We start from the raw sequence: 18,724 nt of genomic DNA, 5'->3' as shown, positions 1-18,724 counted from the left end.
ATTTGTTTCAATAGGTTACGCGAACATGGGCGACAATCACTTGGCATATGGGCGACGAAATCGCCCATATGGGTTCTTTATGCCCACTGAAACAGAAACAACAGGCTCAACCTTTCACCTTATCCGCACTTGGAGTGACCGCAGCTTCCGCAAGTCATGCACCCTTCGACCATTCGCAGGTCGAACTGACCGCAACTTGGGCAGGCTTTACCGCGGTTGGTGTCCGTGTTGACGACTTGCGCTTGTGGGTCGGACTTAAGCCCCAACCCCTCTCCTTCGAGGAACCCGATCGCTACCAGATGTGTTTCGATCACGCCGCCAATCGCGGCCAGAATGGACGGGATATATTTTCCCTGCACCCATGCCCCACCGCGTGGATCAAACACCGCTTTCAGCTCTTCAACGACAAAGGACACATCCCCGCCCCGGCGGAACACCGCAGAAATCATCCGCGTTAATGCCAGGGTCCAAGCGTAGTGCTCCATGTTTTTAGAATTAATGAACACCTCGAATGGACGTCGGCGGCCACCAATAATGATGTCGTTGATAGTCAGGTAAATCGCGTGCTCACTATCGGGCCATTTCAGCTTGTAAGTATTGCCCTCTAGCGTCTGAGGGCGGTCCAGTGGTTCCGACATATAGATCACTTCGCCACCATCTACTTCGTGCGGCGCATCTGAGCTTTCACCCGGTGCTTTTTCCGAGCTTTCCGACACAGTCAGAACAGATCCCGTCACATCGTTGGGGCGATAGGTGGTGCAACCTTTACAGCCTTGATCCCATGCCTGCATGTAGACGTCTTTGAACTCATCGAACGAGATGTCTTCAGGACAGTTAATCGTTTTCGAAATCGAACTGTCGATCCATTTCTGTGCTGCGGCCTGCATTTTGACATGCGCCGCAGGGGCTAAGGTTTGCGCATTTACAAAGTAATCTGGCAGCTCTTTGTCGCCAAATTTATCGCGCCACATTTGCACAGCGTAATCAACAACTTCTTCTTCAGTGCGCGAGCCATCTTTTTGTAATACTTTGCGCGTGTACGCGTAAGCAAACACAGGCTCGATGCCCGAACTGACGTTGCCCGCATACAGCGAGATGGTGCCTGTGGGTGCAATAGAGGTCAGCAGCGCGTTTCGGATACCATGTTCCCGGATCGCGTCGCGTACATCTTCGTCCATCGCCTGCATGGTGCCGCTGGCGAGGTATTTTTCGGCGTCAAACAAGGGGAACGCCCCTTTTTCCTTAGCCAAATCCACCGACGCCAGATAAGCGGCGCGGGCGATCGCGTGCAACCAATCTTCGGTTTGACGCGCCGCCTCGTCAGACCCATAGCGCAGGCCCAACATCAAGAGCGCATCGGCAAGCCCCGTAACACCCAAGCCGATGCGGCGTTTCGCTTGGGCTTCGGCAGCCTGTTCAGGCAAAGGGAATTTGGAGGCATCAACCACATTGTCCATCATGCGCACGGCAGTCGCTACAAGCTCTTGCATGGCCTCTTGGTTCAAGGCTGCGTCCGCTTCGAACGGGTTGGACACAAGACGCGCCATGTTGATCGAGCCCAACAGACATGCGCCATAAGGCGGCAAGGGCTGTTCCCCACATGGGTTGGTGGCAGCGATGGTTTCAACATAGCTGAGGTTGTTGGCCTTGTTGATACGATCAATAAAGATCACGCCGGGTTCGGCATAATCATAGGTTGCCTGCATGATTTTGTTCCACAGATCCACCGCTTGGACCGTGTGATACACTTTGCCGTCAAACACTAGTTCCCACGATCCATCGGCTTTTACGGCATCCATGAAATCATCGGTGATCAACACGGACATGTTGAACATGCGTAAGCGGGCGGAATCTGATTTAGCTGTGATGAAGTCGTGCACATCAGGGTGGTCGCAGCGCATGGTCGCCATCATCGCACCCCGGCGCGAACCGGCGGACATGATTGTGCGGCACATGGCGTCCCAAACATCCATAAAGGACAACGGGCCAGAGGCGTCAGCAGCAACCCCCTGCACGTCCGCACCACGCGGGCGGATGGTCGAGAAATCATACCCGATCCCGCCACCCTGCTGCATGGTCAGCGCCGCCTCTTTTAGCATGTCGAAAATGCCGCCCATACTGTCAGGGACGGTCCCCATGACAAAGCAGTTAAACAGGGTCACCTGACGCGCAGTCCCAGCCCCGGCGGTGATACGACCCGCGGGCAAATATTTGAAATCTTCGAGGGCGCCAAAAAACTGCTCTTCCCAATGGGCCGGGTCACTTTCGACGCGGGCCAGATCGCGAGCGATCCGGCGCCAGCTGTCTTCGACAGTGACATCAATCGGCGAACCGTCGGCTTGTTTGAAACGGTATTTCATGTCCCAAATCTGCTCGGCGATGGGGGCAGCAAAACGGCTCATAGATCGAATCCCTCGTGGTGTTAGAGTGGCTGAGTTACAATGATTTTCGCTCAAATCACAACACTACAATTAGTGGTGAATGTCGATTTTAACTCAACATACCACAAGACCTTGTCATTCCCAACAACTGCGTTAGCGTATATGCTTTGAAGCCTGAGGACGACTCTGGGGATGATGTGTGGATAAGTATGTAAACCTCATCAAGCTATCCGTGGGAACGGAAAGTGTTGAATCGCTAGAGGACTGGCACCGCACCAAAGTGGCCCAGACCAAAGACGGGTTGCCGCGTCATGTCACCCGCATGTGGCCCAAGCGTGAGGCGGAAATTCTGAGTGGCGGATCAATCTATTGGGTGATCAAGGGTGTGATCCAGTGCCGCCAGAAAATCTTGCGAATGGATGAGGTTTTTGGCAGTGATGGGATCCGACGTTGTGCCATTGTTCTGGACCCGGAATTGCACCGCACCCAATCAGCGTTAAAGCGCCCGTTTCAAGGCTGGCGGTACCTTAAGTCTGAGGACGCACCACCGGATCTGCCCAAAGGACGCGAGCAGGACGACATTATTCCAGATGATCTAAACCGGGCGCTGGCTGAAATTGGGGTGCTTTAGCGCAACACCTGCGAAACAAAAATCCGTCAGATCCGCGAATCGCCGGTTAACGCCCTAAAAAACAGAGCGAACGCTGCTGTCCTTAACAATTCGTAAAGAATGCATGCCCAGAGAGCCGCAACCGTCGTTCTGGGTTGAGCTTACCAAATTGTTCTCTAAGGTTTCCCTAGACCTGCGAGACGCGTGACAGGTGCGCATTCATCAAAACAGGATTGACCAAATGAAACATGTTCCCAAAGAAACCACGGACGACGCCCTCATTCAGGAATTCCTGAACAAAGGCGGGAAAGTCAGCGTGGGCAAGACCAAGCCGCCTAAACCCGAATTGGGGTTGAGTAAGAATGTTTGGAACAACAAGCTTACCAAAGAAGAAAAAGCGGCGCGCGACAAAACCTAACCTGCGCACCTCAGATCCAGTAGGTGAGTTGGATGTGTCAAGCACATAGGCATGAGGTGAACGGTGTCCATTCACCCCATTTGTGCTTTATCTTGCGCTGTCGAACTTCTCGATCAGGGCGTTGAGAGTTGCCTTTTCCGCAGGTGAATAGTTGGCCACGCGGCTGCGCCAGAGTGTTGCCTGCGACCGCAGGATCAACCCATCTGACAGGATTTTAAGGTGGTTGGCCCGCAGGGTTTCCCCCGTAGATGTGATATCGGCGATGCCTTCGGCGGTTTCATTCTTAACGGTGCCTTCGGTGGCGCCCTGGCTATCGACCAGCGCGAAATCAGCAACTCCGCTTTCAGTCAGAAATTCGCGAACCAAACGATGGTATTTGGTGGCAAAGCGCATCCGGTGGCCGTGCGCGTCCCGAAAGGCGGCGGCGGCGGCATCCAAATCATCCAGTGTTTCAACATCAACCCAACAGGCCGGAACCGCGATGATCAGATCTGCCTGACCAAAACCCAGCTGCGCGATTTCTTCGAGTTGCTGTTCCCAACGCGGCAGCTTTTCGTGCACCAGATCCGTTCCCGTGACCCCCATATGAATCCGGCCTGCGGCCAGTTCTCGCGGGATTTCACCAGCGGAGAGTAACACCAGAGACACATCATCGATGCCTTCGACTTTGCCGGAATATTCCCGATCAGATCCGGTGCGTGTCAGGGTGACGCCGCGCTTTTCGAACCAAGAGAAGGTTTTTTCCATCAGACGCCCTTTGGAGGGCACACCCAGCTTCAGGCTCATGCGGTACCCTCTTCGATTTCGAGCATCAAATCGGGGCGCAGCACGCCACCGACGGCAGGGATTTCGGCACCATTGCCCAATTTTCGGGTCAGCGCATCATAGCGACCACCGGTGGCAATAGGAGGCAGATCAGGACGGCGCTCCGCATAAAAGCCAAACACGAAGCCGTCGTAGTATTCCATAGAGGTGCGGCCATAAGAGGCCTCAAAATCAAGGCGTTCTACATCTACGCCCCGCGCCGCGAGGGCAGCGATACGCGCTTCGAGCCGGTTCAGAGCTGGCGAAATCTGTGGGAGATCCACCGCGATATCGCGCAGCTGTTCCAACGCAAAGGGCATGGTTTCACGCACGGCAAGCAGACTGTCGAGCCCTGCCATTTCACTGTCTGAAATCGGTCCCACCTCGGCATCGGCGCGCAGCGCTTCGATCCGGGCAGAGATTTCGGCGGCGCTGCGTTTGCCTATGACCGGGGCGTCAAAGCCCATCGGGTCGGCATTTGCAAGCAGCGCCAGACGGCTGGCCGGTTCAGCGGTGCGCCCGGCAAACCGGTCCAGCAGGGCGCGGAACCGACGGGGTTTCCACAAATGGCGCATCAGCGCGGCCTTGCGTCGATCCGTGGTTTTTAGACCCTGAACGGCGGCAATCAGAATACCGATGTCCCCCGTGGCAGCACGCAGGGATAAGCCCCTGACCTGCAAAGCAAAGAGTGAGAAGACCTCGGCATCGGCCGCGGCGGGATCGACGCGATCGAATACTTCGTATCCGACCTGCACGTATTCATTGGCCCGATCCGGGTCGAGTTCCTGACGACGGAACACTTCGCCGGAATAGGTATAGCGCGCGGGTTCAGCCCCGTCGCGCATGTGCATCTGCACCACGGGCACGGTGAAGTCGGGGCGCATCATCTGCTCACCGCGCAGCGCGTCGGTGGTTACATAAGCACGCGCACGGATGTCTTCGCCGTACAAGTCCAGCAAGGTGCCAGCGGGTTGCAACAGAGGGGGATCAACGACGTGAGCCCCGGCTGCCTCGAACCGCACGCGCATCATCGCAGCGCGGGCCTGAATTTGAGAACGATTTGGCATGGGTCAGTCCTGTGTGTCCTGCGTGGCGAAGATTTCGCGCACCTTGGCGACCAGTTGATCGCGGGGCACTTCGAACTGGCTGGGCCGTTCTTTCCATTCCTCAAGCGTGGCGCTTTCGGCGATTTTAGCGCCTAGGATCAGATCCTTGATCTGGATCACCCCATTGGCCTTTTCGTCGCCGCCTTCGATCACTGCGATGGGCGAATTGCGTTTGTCCGCGTATTTCAGCTGGTTGCCGAAATTCTTGGGATTGCCTAGGTAAACCTCGGCCCGGATGCCTGCGTTGCGCAGCTCTGCCACCATGGCCTGATAATCGGCCATGCGGGCGCGATCCATCACGGTGACCACGACAGGTCCGGTTTCCACGGCTTGGATACGGCCCTTTTCGCGCAGGGCGGCCAACAGGCGGTCCACGCCGATGGATACGCCGGTTGCAGGAACTTCCTGACCGGTGAAGCGTTTCACCAGATCGTCATAGCGTCCGCCCCCTGCGACCGAGCCGAACTGGCGTTTGCGTCCCTTTTCGTCGAAGATTTCAAAGGTCAGTTCAGCCTCGTAAACCGGGCCGGTATAATAACCGAGACCGCGCACGACCGAAGGGTCGATTTCGATGCGATCCGCGCCATAGCCGCCAGCGGCAAGCAACTCACCAATCTGTTCCAGCTCGTTGATGCCATCAGCGCCCGCTTTGGACGCGCCGACAGCCGCGCGCAGATTGGCCAGCGTTCCGGCTGCATCTGCGGCTTTGGAGGTGAGGAAAGCAATCACAGGCTCGGCCTGATCTTCGCTGAGCCCCACACCATCGATATAGGCACCAGAGGCGTCCAGTCGTCCTTTGGTCAGCAGTTCGCGCACGCCGGATTCACCGACTTTGTCGAACTTGTCGATGGTGCGCAGAACGTTGTTGCGGGCGGCTTGGTCATCGCCAAGGCCCATAACTTCGAGTACGCCATTCATGACTTTGCGGTTGTTGACGCGCACCAGATAGTCGCCGCGCGGAATTCCGACGGTTTCCAGCGTATCGCTGAGCATGGCGCAGATTTCAGCGTCTGCGGCCATCGACGCAGTGCCGACGGTATCCGCGTCGCACTGATAGAACTGGCGATAGCGTCCCGGACCCGGCTTTTCATTGCGCCAGACCGGCCCCATCGCGTAGCGGCGATACGGTGTCGGCAGATCATTGCGGTGTTGCGCATAGACGCGGGCCAAAGGCGCAGTCAGGTCATAGCGCAGCGCCATCCAATCGCCGTTGTCTTTTTCGTCGAATTCCTGCCATGCGAACACACCCTCATTGGGGCGATCCACGTCGGGCAAGAATTTACCCAAGGCTTCGACCGTTTCAACGGCACTGCTTTCAAGCGCATCAAATCCGTATCGATGGTAGACCCCGGCGATTTGCTGCAGCATCTCGGTGCGCTGCGTGACCTCGGAACCGAAATAGTCGCGGAACCCTTTTGGCGCGGCGGCCTTGGGGCGGGGCTGTTTCTTGGTCTTTGCCATGGGAGCATCCTCAGGGGGCTTTACTGTCGGGGCGGGGTCTAGCCCATGCCCCGCTGCGGGGCAAGTCACTGCACTCCTGCCGCGCGGTTTCGCGCAAGTAAACGTTGGAAAAATTTCACCGATGCCCACAGGACAGGCAGTGATCAGATGCTTTCGAAATCGCCTGAGCGGCCTTTGCCTGCTGCAAAACGCGCTGCACCTGCCTGCCCTTCGGCCGCAAAGGTCGCCATCGACGCCCATTCGCGCCGCAATGCCGCGGCAAGATCTGCCAGAGCCAATCGGGACGACAGGTGATCTGCAAGCATGCAAGCCTGTGGAAAGCGGATCAATTCGGCGGCAAGATCACGCGCAACGGACAACGCCTGCCCCTTTGGGCAAGTGCGATTGGCAAATCCCATCGCCAACGCCTCGGATGGATCAACAGAGCGCCCGGTCAGGATCAGGTCGCTGGCGCGCCCCTGCCCCAGAATGCGCGGCAACCGGATCGTGCCGCCATCAATCAAGGGCACCCCCCAGCGCCGACAGAACACGCCGGTGACAGCGCCTTCGGCCATCACGCGCATGTCGCACCACGCTGCAAGCTCCATTCCGCCGGCCACTGCGGGTCCTTCGATGGCGGCAATCACGGGTTTGGACAGCATCAGGCGCGATGGGCCCATTGGGCCGGGAATCGGTTGGGCCATCGGGTCGGTCCAATCCTGAGGAATCGCGAGCGCGGCCATCCAGTCACTGGCCGCGCCTGACCCGGCTGTTTTCAAATCAAATCCGGCGCAAAAATAACCACCCGCCCCTGTCAATACGGCCACTCTTTGCGTTTCGTCCGCCTCAAAATCCAGAAAGGCATCAAAGAGCAGGCGCGCAGTGGCGGGATCAACGGCATTGCGCGCGCTCGGGCGGTTGATCGTAAGGGTTGTGATGCCGTCCGATTTGTCGATGATGATGGTCATGGCTCTCTCCCTTTCCACACAGCTTCGAAGCACAGGCCAAGGGCTGGCAAGTGTGACGTTGCGCCTGTATGACAGGGCCAAAGCCTAAGGAGCCCGTCATGCAACATCTCGAGGAACAGATCGCCCACTTGACCAAGACAGTGGACGAGATGAGTGCCGTCATGGCGCGTCAGGAGCGTGAGCTTGCCGTTCTGACGCGGCGGGTGCAGATGTTGATGGAACGTGAAGCCCATCGCGAACAGGATGGCGGTGGTGGCGCGGTGTTTGGCAACGAACGCCCGCCGCATTACTGAGGTAGCAGCGGTATGACGCCCATCCTCTATTCCTTTCGGCGGTGTCCCTATGCGATGCGGGCGCGATTGGCCTTGGCGTCCAGCGGGATTGAGGTTGCGCTGCGCGAGATTGTTTTGCGCGACAAGCCAGCGGCGTTTCTTGAGACTTCGCCCAGTGGAACGGTGCCCTGCCTGAAGGTGGGGGGTGTTGTGATTGACGAAAGTCTGGATGTGATGGTCTGGGCGCTGGGGCAACAAGACCCTGAAGGCTGGTGCGACATGCCAGACGCCGGATGGGCGTGGATTGAGCGTGCGGATGGGCCGTTCAAGCATGCGCTGGATCGTACCAAATACGCGACGCGCTACCCCGATCAGGACGCCGACACGCATCGCGCGGCGGCGGCGGCGTTTTTAAAAGGCCTGGATGCACAAATCGGGGATTGGATTTTTGATCGCCCCACATTGGCAGATTATGCGATCCTGCCGTTTGTGCGCCAGTTCGCCTTTATCGACAAAACCTGGTTTGACGCGCAGCCCTGGCCCGATTTGCAGCGCTGGTTGGAATTGTTTCTGGTATCAGACCGGTTTAAAGCGATCATGACGAAGTATCCGGCATGGGAGCCAGATACAGCTGTTGTGACATTTCCCTGACTTACAGTTCTTCGACTGTCATCACCCCGTCTAGCGATTTGATGGCACTTTTAATCTGAGGGCTGATTGGGAAATCCTGCCCCAGATCCATTTCGACCTCACCCGGGAGACCCGCAGCCAACAGGCACACCGTAATCGGGCCTTTGTTGCCGCCTTTGGTGGTTTGCATCGCATTTTCCAGAACCGAGGCGACAGTGGGTACTGTTTCGGGAACTTCGAGATACACCTTGAGACCACTGGATCCGCCCGCCTGCGCAATGGCCGCATCAATGGGGCCAACGGAGCGGCCGAGCAGCTTGAGCTGATCGCTTTCCATTGTCGCCTCGGCCGTGATCACAACATGGGCACCGGTTTCAAGAAATTCGCGGCATTTCTCCAACGTGTCCGAGAACAGGGTGATTTCATAGGCCCCGGTGGGGTCGCTGAGTTGCGCAAACGCAAAACGATTGCCGCGCGCGGATTTGCGCTCTTGTCGTCCGGCGACAACACCGGCCATTTTGGCCAACATCGGACCACGCTCGGCTTTGGCGAGCACCTCGTCCAAGGTCAGAACATCCTTGCGTTTCAGCGAGGGCATGTAGTCGTCCAAGGGGTGACCGGACAGGTAAAACCCGATGGCCTTGAATTCTTCACTCAGGCGTTCAGCTGGCAGCCAATCGGGGGATTGCGACATGCGGGGTTCGGGCAGGTCATCGCCTGCCTCGCCAAACAGCGACACCTGATTGGAGTTCTTTTGTTCAAAGATCGCAGCGGAGTAATTCACCAGCGCATCAAGGCTTTCGAACACACGGCGGCGGTTGCCATCGAGTTGATCAAAGGCACCGGCACGGGCCAGCATTTCGAGCGGACGTTTCCCGACCCGTTTCAACTCGACCCGGCGTGCCACATCATAGAGCGTTGCAAACGGTGTTTCAGCCCGACCCGAAACAATGAGGTTCATCGCCTCGACACCGACGTTCTTAAGAGCGCCCAGCGCATAGACCAATTCGCCCTTCACGACATTAAAGGTCGCGAGAGATCGGTTCACGCAGGGTGGAATATACGGCAACCCAAGGCCCTTTTTCACCTCTTGAAAATAAACTGCCAATTTATCCGTTAGATGGATATCGCAATTCATCACGCCGGCCATGAATTCAACCGGGTGATTGGCCTTGAGCCAACCGGTTTGATAGCTGACCACCGCATAGGCAGCCGCGTGGGATTTGTTGAAGCCGTAGTTGGCGAATTTTTCCAGAAGGTCGAAAACCTCAGAGGCTTTTTTTGCCGGAACGCCGTTTTCAGCGGCCCCTTTTTCGAATTTGGGGCGTTCGGCGTCCATCGCCTCTTTGATCTTTTTACCCATCGCACGACGCAACAAATCAGCGCCGCCCAACGAATAGCCCGCCATGACCTGCGCAATCTGCATCACCTGTTCCTGATAAACGATGATGCCTTGGGTTTCCTCAAGGATGTGGTCAATCAGCGGGTGAACGGATTCGATTTCCTTAAGGCCGTTCTTGACCTCACAATAGGTCGGAATGTTCTCCATCGGGCCGGGGCGGTACAGCGCCACAAGGGCCACGATGTCTTCGATACAGGTCGGTTTCATGCGCTTGAGCGCATCCATCATGCCCGACGATTCCACCTGAAACACGGCGACGGTTTTAGCGGCGGAATAGAGATTATAGGTGGCTTCGTCATCCAAGGGGATGGCGTTGATTTCGTTTATGGCGCCTTCGGGTGGCTCATAAAGCTCGGTCCCGTCTGCAGCCACATGCAGATCGCGCCCGGATTGGCGAATCAGATCAACAGCGTTTTGAATCACGGTCAGGGTTTTGAGGCCCAGAAAGTCGAATTTGACCAGCCCGGCCTGTTCCACCCATTTCATGTTGAACTGGGTTGCGGGCATATCGGATCGTGGATCCTGATAGAGCGGCACAAGGTGATCCAAGGGGCGGTCCCCAATCACAACACCCGCCGCGTGGGTTGAGGCGTTCCGCAGTAACCCTTCGACCTGCTGGCCATAGGTCAACAGGCGGTCAACGACCTCTTCGTTCTTGGCTTCTTCGCGCAGGCGCGGTTCGTCTTGCAGCGCTTTTTCGATCGAAACCGGTTTGACGCCTTCGACCGGGATCATCTTGGACAGGCGGTCCACTTGGCCATATGGCATTTGCAGAACACGCCCGATATCACGCACGGCCGCTTTGGACAGGAGCGCACCAAAGGTGATGATCTGCCCCACCTTGTCGCGGCCGTATTTCTCTTGCACGTAGCGGATCACCTCTTCGCGGCGGTCCATGCAAAAGTCGATGTCGAAGTCAGGCATTGAAACCCGTTCAGGGTTCAAGAAGCGTTCGAACAGCAAGGAATAGCGCAAAGGATCAAGGTCGGTCACGGTCAGCGCATAGGCTACAAGTGATCCCGCGCCAGAGCCCCGGCCCGGTCCGACGGGAATGCCCTGATCCTTGCCCCATTGAATAAAGTCCGCAACGATCAGGAAATAGCCGGGGAACCCCATGCCTTCGATGATATCAAGCTCGAAATCGAGCCGGTCTTGGTACGCTTCAACGGACACAGCATGTGGAATCACGGCCAGACGGCGCTGCAAACCCTCGTTGGCCTGACGGCGCAGTTCCGCGACTTCGTCATCGGCAAACTTTGGCAGGATCGGATCCCGGCGGTAGGTCATGAAGGCGCAACGCTGCGCGATCTCGACCGTGTTTTCGATCGCTTCGGGCAAATCCGCAAACAGGGTCGCCATCTCTTGCGGCGTCTTCAGGTAATGTTGAGCTGTCAGGCGGCGGCGGCCCTCTTGCTGATCCACATAGGCGCCTTCGGAAATACATATCAGCGCATCATGCGCTTCGTACATGTCCGAAGTGGGGAAATAGACATCATTGGTCGCAACCAAGGGCAGGTTTTTTGCATAGGCCATTTCGATATGGCCCCGCTCGGTCAGGCGTTCCGCCTCGGGTTGGCCCCCCTCGCCCGGATGGCGCTGAAGCTCGATATAGAGCCGGTCGGGGAAAATAGAGGCAAGCCGATCCACCATCGCCTCGGCAGCAGGGCGTTGGCCTGCTTGCAACAGCATTCCAATCGGCCCATTCGGGCCACCCGAAAGACAAATCAGACCCGCGGACAGCGCATCAAGTTCATCCAGCGTCACTTGTGGCAGTTGCCCCCCCTTGTCCACATACAGACAAGAGTTCAGCTTCATCAGGTTTTCATACCCCAGTTCGCTTTGTGCGAGCAGCACCAGGGGGGCTGGCTCTTTCGGTTTTTCGCCCGGCTGTGCCTTGTTGTAAGTTAGGTCTACCTGACAACCAACAATCGGCTGAACACCCGCATCACTGGCCCCGACGGAAAATTCGAGCGCGGCGAACATATTGTTGGTGTCCGTCACAGCAACCGCAGGCATGCCCATCTTTTCGCACAGTGCCGGTAGCTTTTTCAGCCTGATTGCTCCCTCGAGAAGGGAATATTCAGTGTGAAGGCGGAGATGTATGAATCGGGGCGTGCTGCTCATTTGTGTAAGCTATCCCAGCACGACAGAAGCGGAAAGAGACAAGCGTCGCTGAAAGGCGAATGATCGCTGCAAGCTAAAAAATCTGCCTCGCTTTTGTCGGTTCTCAACGGGCAAATGTCGATTCCTCGATTGCCATCGCGCATCTGATAATCGCACGACACTTTCTTGAAAATCCGAAAGGTGTTTCTAAGGGTTATTTTGAGACCCAAGTGCAAGTTGTTGAATACAAGCATCTCTTTTGAACAATTACTGTGCACAATGGTGCACCAAAACTGAAAATACTGCAGTGCAGAAAGAGTTTTTCTTGCCAGAGCCCCTAGGGCCTTTCTAACCTAAGTCTCAGCACACTTGCCCGCCACTCTTTCTACGTCGCATCGAAGGAGGGCATCCAAGGGCACAACGGGTAACGCGACGGGTTTCATTTATGAATATCACGTTTCTTCTGAACGGAGAGACTGTAGAGCTGGCAGGGGTTTCCCCCACCGCGACGCTGCTGGATTGGTTGCGCGAAGAGCAGCTTTTGACCGGAACCAAGGAAGGGTGCAACGAAGGCGATTGTGGTGCCTGTACCGTCATGGTGTCGGACCCGTCCGGTGCCAAAGCGTTGAACGCCTGCATCCTGTTTCTGCCGCAGTTACACGGCAAAGCTGTGCGCACCGTCGAAGGTGTTGCTGAGGTGGATGGGGCTTTGCATCCGGTCCAAGATGCGATGGTCACGCATCACGGGTCACAATGTGGGTTCTGCACGCCCGGTTTTGTGATGTCGATGGTAACGGCGCATGCCAATGGCGCGACGGATCATGATACGCAGCTGGCAGGAAACCTGTGCCGGTGTACCGGATACGCGCCGATCATTCGTGCGGCCGAGGCCACCGAAGGGGCGCCCGTGCCTCAGTGGGTGAGCACGGATCGTGCCTTTCGGATGCCGGAGGCGGCTCCGGCCCGAGACAATGCGTTTTTACCCACATCTGCGGATGAATTGGCGACGCTTTATGCCGAACATCCTGATGCCACGTTGGTTGCGGGGGCGACGGATGTGGGGTTGTGGGTCACCAAACAGTTGCGTGATTTAAGGCAAGTCATCTTTCTGGGCGGGTGCGAGGATCTGAAACAGATCCACATCACCGAGGATACGGTGCGGTTGGGCGCAATGGTGGACATGAACGCCATGGGTGCGGCGATTGATCCGCTGCATCCCTCTTATGGGGAAATGATCCGTCGTTATGCATCGGTGCAAGTGCGTGGTGCGGCGACAGTTGGGGGCAATATCGCCAATGGGTCACCCATCGGAGACAACCCGCCCGCATTGATCGCATTGGAGGCGACGTTGCATTTGCGTCAGGGCGATGCCCGGCGCGATGTCGCGTTAGAAGACTACTTTGTTGATTACGGCATACAGGATCGCCTACCCGGTGAGTTTGTCGAGGCGGTGAGTTTCCCGCGTCAGGACGATAGGCTGAAGTGTTACAAGCTGAGCAAACGGTTTGATCAAGATATTTCCGCCGTGTGTGGGTGTTTCAATATCACGGTCGACGAGGGTGTTGTTTCGGCTGCGCGGATTGCATTTGGTGGCATGGCCGGGACGCCTAAACGGGCAACAGCGGTTGAGGCGGCTTTGGTCGGTCTCCCCTGGGCAGCTGAGACGGTGAGCGCGGCACAGGCCGAGTTTGCAAAGGATTACGCCCCGATGGACGATATGCGCGCCTCGGCCGCGTATCGACTGGATAGTGCGGCCGCGATGTTGGCGCGGTACTTTGCCGAAAACCAGGGCCAAGCGGTCAATGTGTTGGAGGTGTCGGCATGAGTGTTTCGAAACCCCTCCCCCATGATGCCGCCCGCCTGCATGTCACCGGAACGGCGCGCTATGTGGATGACATCCCCACTCCGCGCGATACGCTGCATTTGGCTTTTGGGTTGAGCCCGATTGCCAAGGGCAACATCACGGCAATGGATCTGGAGGCAGTGCGGACCCTGCCCGGTGTGATCGCGGTGCTAACGGCTGAGGATCTGCCGTTTACCAATGACGTCTCGCCTTCGATCCACGATGAGCCGCTGTTGGCGGACGGCACAGTTCACTATGTGGGGCAGCCAGTATTTCTGGTGGTGGCAAGAAGCCATCTGATCGCGCGCAAAGGCGCGACATTGGGCAAAGTTACATATGACGAACAGACACCGATCCTGAGCATGGACGAGGCGCTGGCGGTGGACAGTCGGTTCGAAGACGGCCCACGCATCTATGAAAAGGGCGATGCCGAGGCCGCCATTGCAGCAGCCCCGCGTCTGATTGAGGGCCTATTTGAGATCGGCGGTCAGGAGCATTTCTATCTCGAAGGTCAGGCCGCTATGGCGCTGCCGAACGAGGGTGGCGATATGCTGGTGCATTCATCCACTCAGCACCCCACCGAGATTCAGCACAAAGTGGCCGAAGCGATTGGCATGCCGATGCACGCGGTCCGGGTTGAAACCCGACGTATGGGCGGTGGCTTTGGCGGCAAGGAAAGTCAGGGCAACGCCTTGGCCGTGTCTTGCGCCGTGGCCGCACGGCTGACCGGGCGGGCGTGTAAAATGCGCTATGATCGGGATGACGATATGGTCGTGACCGGCAAGCGGCACGAATTTCGGATCGGCTATCGTGTTGGATTTGATGATACGGGCCGCATTCAGGGCGTTTCGTTTCTGCATCATACCCGCTGTGGTTGGGCGCAGGATTTGTCACTGCCGGTTGCGGATCGCGCCATGCTGCATTCGGACAATGCCTATTTGTTGCCTAACTGCCGGATCGAAAGTCATCGGTTAAAGACCAACACTCAAAGTGCCACTGCCTATCGTGGTTTTGGTGGCCCGCAGGGGATGATCGGTGTTGAGCGCGTGTTGGATCACATCGCACATGATCTGGGGCTGGACCCTGTCGAGGTGCGGATGCGCAATTATTACGCCGCACCAGAAGACATGGCTGAAGGGGTTGATAACACTACACCCTATGGCATGCAGGTCGAGGATTTTGAGCTGCACGGGATGACCAAATCGCTGATGGAAACATCAGACTATGCAGCGCGCAAGGCGGCGATTGATGTCTGGAATGCCGAAAATGCAGTGATCAAAAAGGGCATCGCCTTTGCGCCAGTCAAATTCGGGATTTCCTTTACGCTGACTCACCTTAATCAGGCGGGGGCGTTGGTGCATGTGTATCAGGATGGCTCGGTTCACCTGAACCACGGTGGTACCGAGATGGGCCAGGGCTTGTTCCAGAAGGTCGCGCAGGTTGCAGCGTCGCGGTTCGGCATTGGTTTGGACGCGATCAAGATCACCGCGACGGATACGGCCAAGGTGCCTAATACGTCGGCGACTGCGGCTTCTTCCGGGTCGGATCTGAACGGGATGGCGGTCAAAGCCGCCTGTGACACCATTCGCGACCGGATGGCCGCGTTTTTGGCTGAGCGGCATCAGGCAGATGTTACCTCGGTCCGGTTTGGAGATGGGCATGTTGAGGTCGGCGAGGCGCGCTATACTTTCGCCGAGGCGGCGGCACTGGTTTATCAGGGGCGGGTCAGCCTGTCGGCGACCGGCTTCTATAAAACGCCCAAAATCGAATGGGACCGGATCAAGGGCCAAGGACGACCTTTTTTCTATTTTGCCTATGGCGCGTCGATCACTGAAGTAGCGATCGACACGTTGACCGGGGAAAACCGGATTTTGCGGGCGGATATCCTGCATGATGCTGGGGAATCTTTGAACCCGGCGTTGGATGTGGGGCAGGTCGAAGGCGGCTATGTGCAAGGCGCGGGCTGGCTGACGACAGAAGAGTTGGTTTGGGACGACAAAGGACGGCTGCGCACCCATGCGCCATCGACCTACAAAATCCCGGCCTGTTCAGACCGCCCGGATGTGTTCAACGTCGCGCTTTGGGCTGGGTCCAATCGGGAAGAGACGATTTATCGTTCTAAAGCCGTTGGCGAACCACCCTTTATGTTAGGGATTTCGGCCTATCTTGCGCTCAACAACGCGGTTGGGGCCTGTGGCGATGCCTATCCGGCGCTCAACGCGCCAGCGACCGCCGAAGAAGTTTGGCGCGGTGTCCGTCGCGTGCACGCAGGAGGTGACAGTGGGATTTGATCTGGAGGTCTTGAGGGAGGCTGTCAAAACCCATGGGCGTGTGACGCGTGTGGTGATTGCCAGTTTGCGCGGGTCCTCCCCGCGTGAAGTGGGGGCCGCGATGTTGGTCTGGAAGGATGGGCAATCCGGCACCATTGGTGGTGGCACGTTAGAGTTTCAGGCGGCAGACAGCGCACGACGCCAAGACGCAGCACGGATTTTGAGCCACCACGCGTTGGGTCCTGATCTGGGCCAATGCTGTGGAGGCGCCGTTTCGCTGCTGAGCGAAGTTTACGATGCGGCCGCGATTGCCGAACTGGATCAAGAGATCATCGCGCGGCCTGTTGCGGAGGCCGTACAGCCGATTTTGGTGACACGCCTGTTGGCGAAGGCGCGCGGACAGGGTGTTTTACCCGAACCTCAGTTGATTGATGGGTGGATGATCGAGCCAGTTCATCGCCCGGCGCGACAAATCTGGATCTGGGGTGCGGGTCATGTGGGTCGGGCGATGGTCGATGTTCTGGCCCCCCTACCCGATTTGGCGATCACCTGGGTTGATACCGGCGCAGAGCGGTTTCCGGCGGATGTGCCTGCCGGTGTCACCGTTTTGCCAGCCGCCAAACCGGCGAAATTGGTGCGCCATGCCCTCCCCGAGGCCGAGCATCTAGTGCTGACTTACTCACACACTTTGGATTTAGAACTGTGCAACCGATTGCTTTCGCACAGTTTCGCCTTTGCGGGATTGATTGGCTCAGCTACCAAGTGGGCGCGATTCCGGTCGCGCTTGGCAGCGTTGGGGCATAGCCCGGCGTTGATCAGCCGCATTACCTGCCCAATTGGTCGTCCTGATCTGGGTAAACACCCGCAGATGATCGCCGTAGGCGTTGCAGCCGAATTGCTACAGCCTGCGCAACACGAGACACGACAGAAGGATATGAGCGCGTGACAGCCCCTCTTTTGAGCCTGCAAGGGCTGACCAAAGCCTATCCCGGAGTGATCGCTAACAACAACGTGTCGTTCGATATCGGCGAAGGCGAAGTGCATGCCTTGCTGGGGGAAAACGGCGCGGGCAAATCCACGCTGGTCAAAATGATTTATGGGTTGGTCAAGCCCGACAGCGGCACCATGCTGCTGCGCGGCCAACCCTTTGCACCGGCGGAACCACGTGCGGCACGCGCAGACGGGATCGCCATGGTGTTTCAACACTTTTCCCTGTTTGATGCACTGAATGTGGCCGAGAACATCGCCTTGGGCATGGAGAACCCACCTGCGATGAATGATCTGGCCGCGCGCATTCGCGAAGTGTCAGAGAATTACGGCCTGCCACTGGATCCGTTTCGTACGGTTGGAGATCTGTCTGCAGGGGAACGCCAGCGGGTCGAGATCATTCGCTGTCTGTTGCAAGATCCCAAACTGTTGATCATGGATGAGCCCACATCGGTTCTGACCCCGCAAGAGGTCGAGATCTTGTTTGAAACGTTGCAAAAGTTGCGGTCCGAGGGGACCTCGATCCTGTATATTTCGCATAAGCTCGAGGAAATTCGGACCCTGTGTGACCATGCGACCATTCTGCGGTTGGGCGAAAATGTGGGGGAATGCACCCCGGCTGAGACGTCCGCGCGAGAGATGGCCGAATTGATGGTTGGATCAACGTTGCAGACACCGGAACGGTCAGGGCGCGAATTTGGCGAAGTGGCGTTGGATATTTCAGGCCTGTCGGTGCCGTCCCCGTCAGAATTTGGCACCGCGTTGAAAAACCTGCATCTGGTGGTCCGCAAGGGCGAGGTGCTGGGTGTTGGTGGCGTCGCGGGAAATGGTCAGGATGAGTTGTTGGGCGTGCTGTCGGGTGAAATCCTAACCGCAGCCGATGCGGTTAAGAAGGACGGGCAACCTGTTGGGCGGATGGGGCCAACCGCACGGCGCAAGATGGGGCTGTTAACCGCGCCAGAAGAACGTCTGGGCCATGCGGCTGCCCCGGATATGAGCCTGACGGAAAACGCGCTGCTCACCGGATCGGTGCGTGAAGGGTTGGAAAGCAACGGATTCCTCAAGTGGGGTCTGACGCAGAGTTTTGCTGAGCGGATCATCGAAGCCTTTGATGTGCGCACGCCGGGGCCGGACAATGCGGCGCGGTCGCTTTCGGGAGGGAACCTGCAAAAGTTCGTGATTGGTCGCGAGGTATTGCAGGACCCGGATGTGTTGGTAGTGAACCAACCCACATGGGGTGTCGATGCGGCTGCGGCAGCGTCCATCCGACAAGCGATTTTGGATCTGGCGGCCAAAGGTGCCGCGATTGTCTGCATCAGTCAGGATCTGGATGAGTTGATGGAGATTTCCGACAGCTTCGCCGCCTTGAACGAAGGCCGCCTGAGCGCGCCCCGCGAAACCACCGGTCTGACGGTCGAAGAGATCGGTCTGATGATGGGCGGCGCACACGGAATGGAGGTGGCACATGTTTAAGGCCGCCCCTCCGACAT

The 18,724-nt window shown here is 57.5% G+C and carries 14 protein-coding genes; 8 read left to right on the top strand and 6 right to left on the bottom strand.

Annotated elements, in window-relative coordinates:
- Window positions 1-119 precede the first annotated feature (119 nt).
- Entirely contained in the window at window positions 120-2,402 is a 2,283-nt protein-coding gene (locus tag ABWV33_RS18535) for an adenosylcobalamin-dependent ribonucleoside-diphosphate reductase (RefSeq protein ID WP_113822536.1), read from the bottom strand.
- 178 nt (window positions 2,403-2,580) lie between these two features.
- Here ABWV33_RS18535 and ABWV33_RS18530 point away from each other — a divergent pair, with 178 nt between their 5' ends.
- Window positions 2,581-3,012 (top strand): DUF1489 family protein, encoded by a 432-nt coding sequence (locus tag ABWV33_RS18530; protein WP_353332911.1) that lies wholly within the window; start codon window positions 2,581-2,583, stop codon window positions 3,010-3,012.
- Window positions 3,013-3,232: 220 nt separating this feature from the next.
- Window positions 3,233-3,409 (top strand): hypothetical protein, encoded by a 177-nt coding sequence (locus tag ABWV33_RS18525; protein ID WP_162930744.1) that lies wholly within the window; start codon window positions 3,233-3,235, stop codon window positions 3,407-3,409.
- 87 nt (window positions 3,410-3,496) lie between these two features.
- Here the strand turns inward: ABWV33_RS18525 and hisG are convergent, their stop codons facing one another.
- From hisG to ABWV33_RS18505, 4 genes are all read right to left on the bottom strand, one after another.
- Window positions 3,497-4,195 carry an ATP phosphoribosyltransferase gene (gene hisG / locus ABWV33_RS18520; RefSeq protein WP_113822534.1) on the bottom strand — a complete coding sequence of 233 codons (699 nt, stop codon included), beginning with the start codon at window positions 4,193-4,195 and terminating at the stop codon, window positions 3,497-3,499.
- The gene (locus tag ABWV33_RS18515; RefSeq protein WP_353332909.1) at window positions 4,192-5,280 is read right to left on the bottom strand and encodes an ATP phosphoribosyltransferase regulatory subunit; all 1,089 of its coding nucleotides are present in this window, start codon (window positions 5,278-5,280) and stop codon (window positions 4,192-4,194) included. Before ABWV33_RS18515 ends, hisG begins: the two co-directional genes overlap by 4 nt.
- Window positions 5,281-5,283: 3 nt before the next feature.
- The gene (gene hisS / locus ABWV33_RS18510) at window positions 5,284-6,780 is read right to left on the bottom strand and encodes a histidine--tRNA ligase (protein ID WP_353332907.1); all 1,497 of its coding nucleotides are present in this window, start codon (window positions 6,778-6,780) and stop codon (window positions 5,284-5,286) included.
- A 143-nt stretch (window positions 6,781-6,923) separates the two neighbouring features.
- Window positions 6,924-7,727, bottom strand: a complete 804-nt coding sequence (locus tag ABWV33_RS18505; RefSeq protein ID WP_353332905.1) for a crotonase/enoyl-CoA hydratase family protein — start codon at window positions 7,725-7,727, stop codon at window positions 6,924-6,926.
- A gap of 98 nt (window positions 7,728-7,825) precedes the next feature.
- Here ABWV33_RS18505 and ABWV33_RS18500 point away from each other — a divergent pair, with 98 nt between their 5' ends.
- Both ABWV33_RS18500 and ABWV33_RS18495 read left to right on the top strand, forming a co-directional pair.
- Window positions 7,826-8,020: a SlyX family protein gene (locus ABWV33_RS18500; RefSeq protein WP_121999265.1), complete on the top strand. Its 195-nt coding sequence runs from the start codon at window positions 7,826-7,828 to the stop codon at window positions 8,018-8,020.
- A gap of 12 nt (window positions 8,021-8,032) precedes the next feature.
- A complete protein-coding gene (locus tag ABWV33_RS18495; protein ID WP_353332903.1) occupies window positions 8,033-8,650 on the top strand; it encodes a glutathione S-transferase in 618 nt (205 codons plus the stop codon).
- A 1-nt stretch (window position 8,651) separates the two neighbouring features.
- Here the strand turns inward: ABWV33_RS18495 and dnaE are convergent, their stop codons facing one another.
- Complete coding sequence (dnaE, locus tag ABWV33_RS18490) at window positions 8,652-12,155, bottom strand: DNA polymerase III subunit alpha (protein WP_353332901.1); 3,504 nt, start codon at window positions 12,153-12,155, stop codon at window positions 8,652-8,654.
- Window positions 12,156-12,579: 424 nt separating this feature from the next.
- Here dnaE and xdhA point away from each other — a divergent pair, with 424 nt between their 5' ends.
- Genes xdhA through ABWV33_RS18470 form a run of 4 tightly spaced genes read left to right on the top strand, consistent with a single transcriptional unit; the run spans window position 12,580 to window position 18,707 of the window.
- Entirely contained in the window at window positions 12,580-13,959 is a 1,380-nt protein-coding gene (gene xdhA, locus ABWV33_RS18485) for a xanthine dehydrogenase small subunit (RefSeq protein ID WP_353332899.1), read from the top strand.
- Complete coding sequence (gene xdhB, locus ABWV33_RS18480) at window positions 13,956-16,268, top strand: xanthine dehydrogenase molybdopterin binding subunit (RefSeq protein WP_353332897.1); 2,313 nt, start codon at window positions 13,956-13,958, stop codon at window positions 16,266-16,268. The genes xdhA and xdhB overlap by 4 nt, the downstream gene beginning before the upstream one ends.
- Entirely contained in the window at window positions 16,258-17,193 is a 936-nt protein-coding gene (gene xdhC / locus ABWV33_RS18475; protein ID WP_353332895.1) for a xanthine dehydrogenase accessory protein XdhC, read from the top strand. Before xdhB ends, xdhC begins: the two co-directional genes overlap by 11 nt.
- Complete coding sequence (locus ABWV33_RS18470) at window positions 17,190-18,707, top strand: ABC transporter ATP-binding protein (RefSeq protein ID WP_353332893.1); 1,518 nt, start codon at window positions 17,190-17,192, stop codon at window positions 18,705-18,707. Before xdhC ends, ABWV33_RS18470 begins: the two co-directional genes overlap by 4 nt.
- Window positions 18,708-18,724 lie beyond the last annotated feature (17 nt).

It is taken from the genome of Phaeobacter sp. NW0010-22, from assembly GCF_040365955.1.
Taxonomy (GTDB): Bacteria; Pseudomonadota; Alphaproteobacteria; order Rhodobacterales; family Rhodobacteraceae; genus OMPR01.
This window is presented reverse-complemented; position numbering and strand designations above follow the sequence as displayed.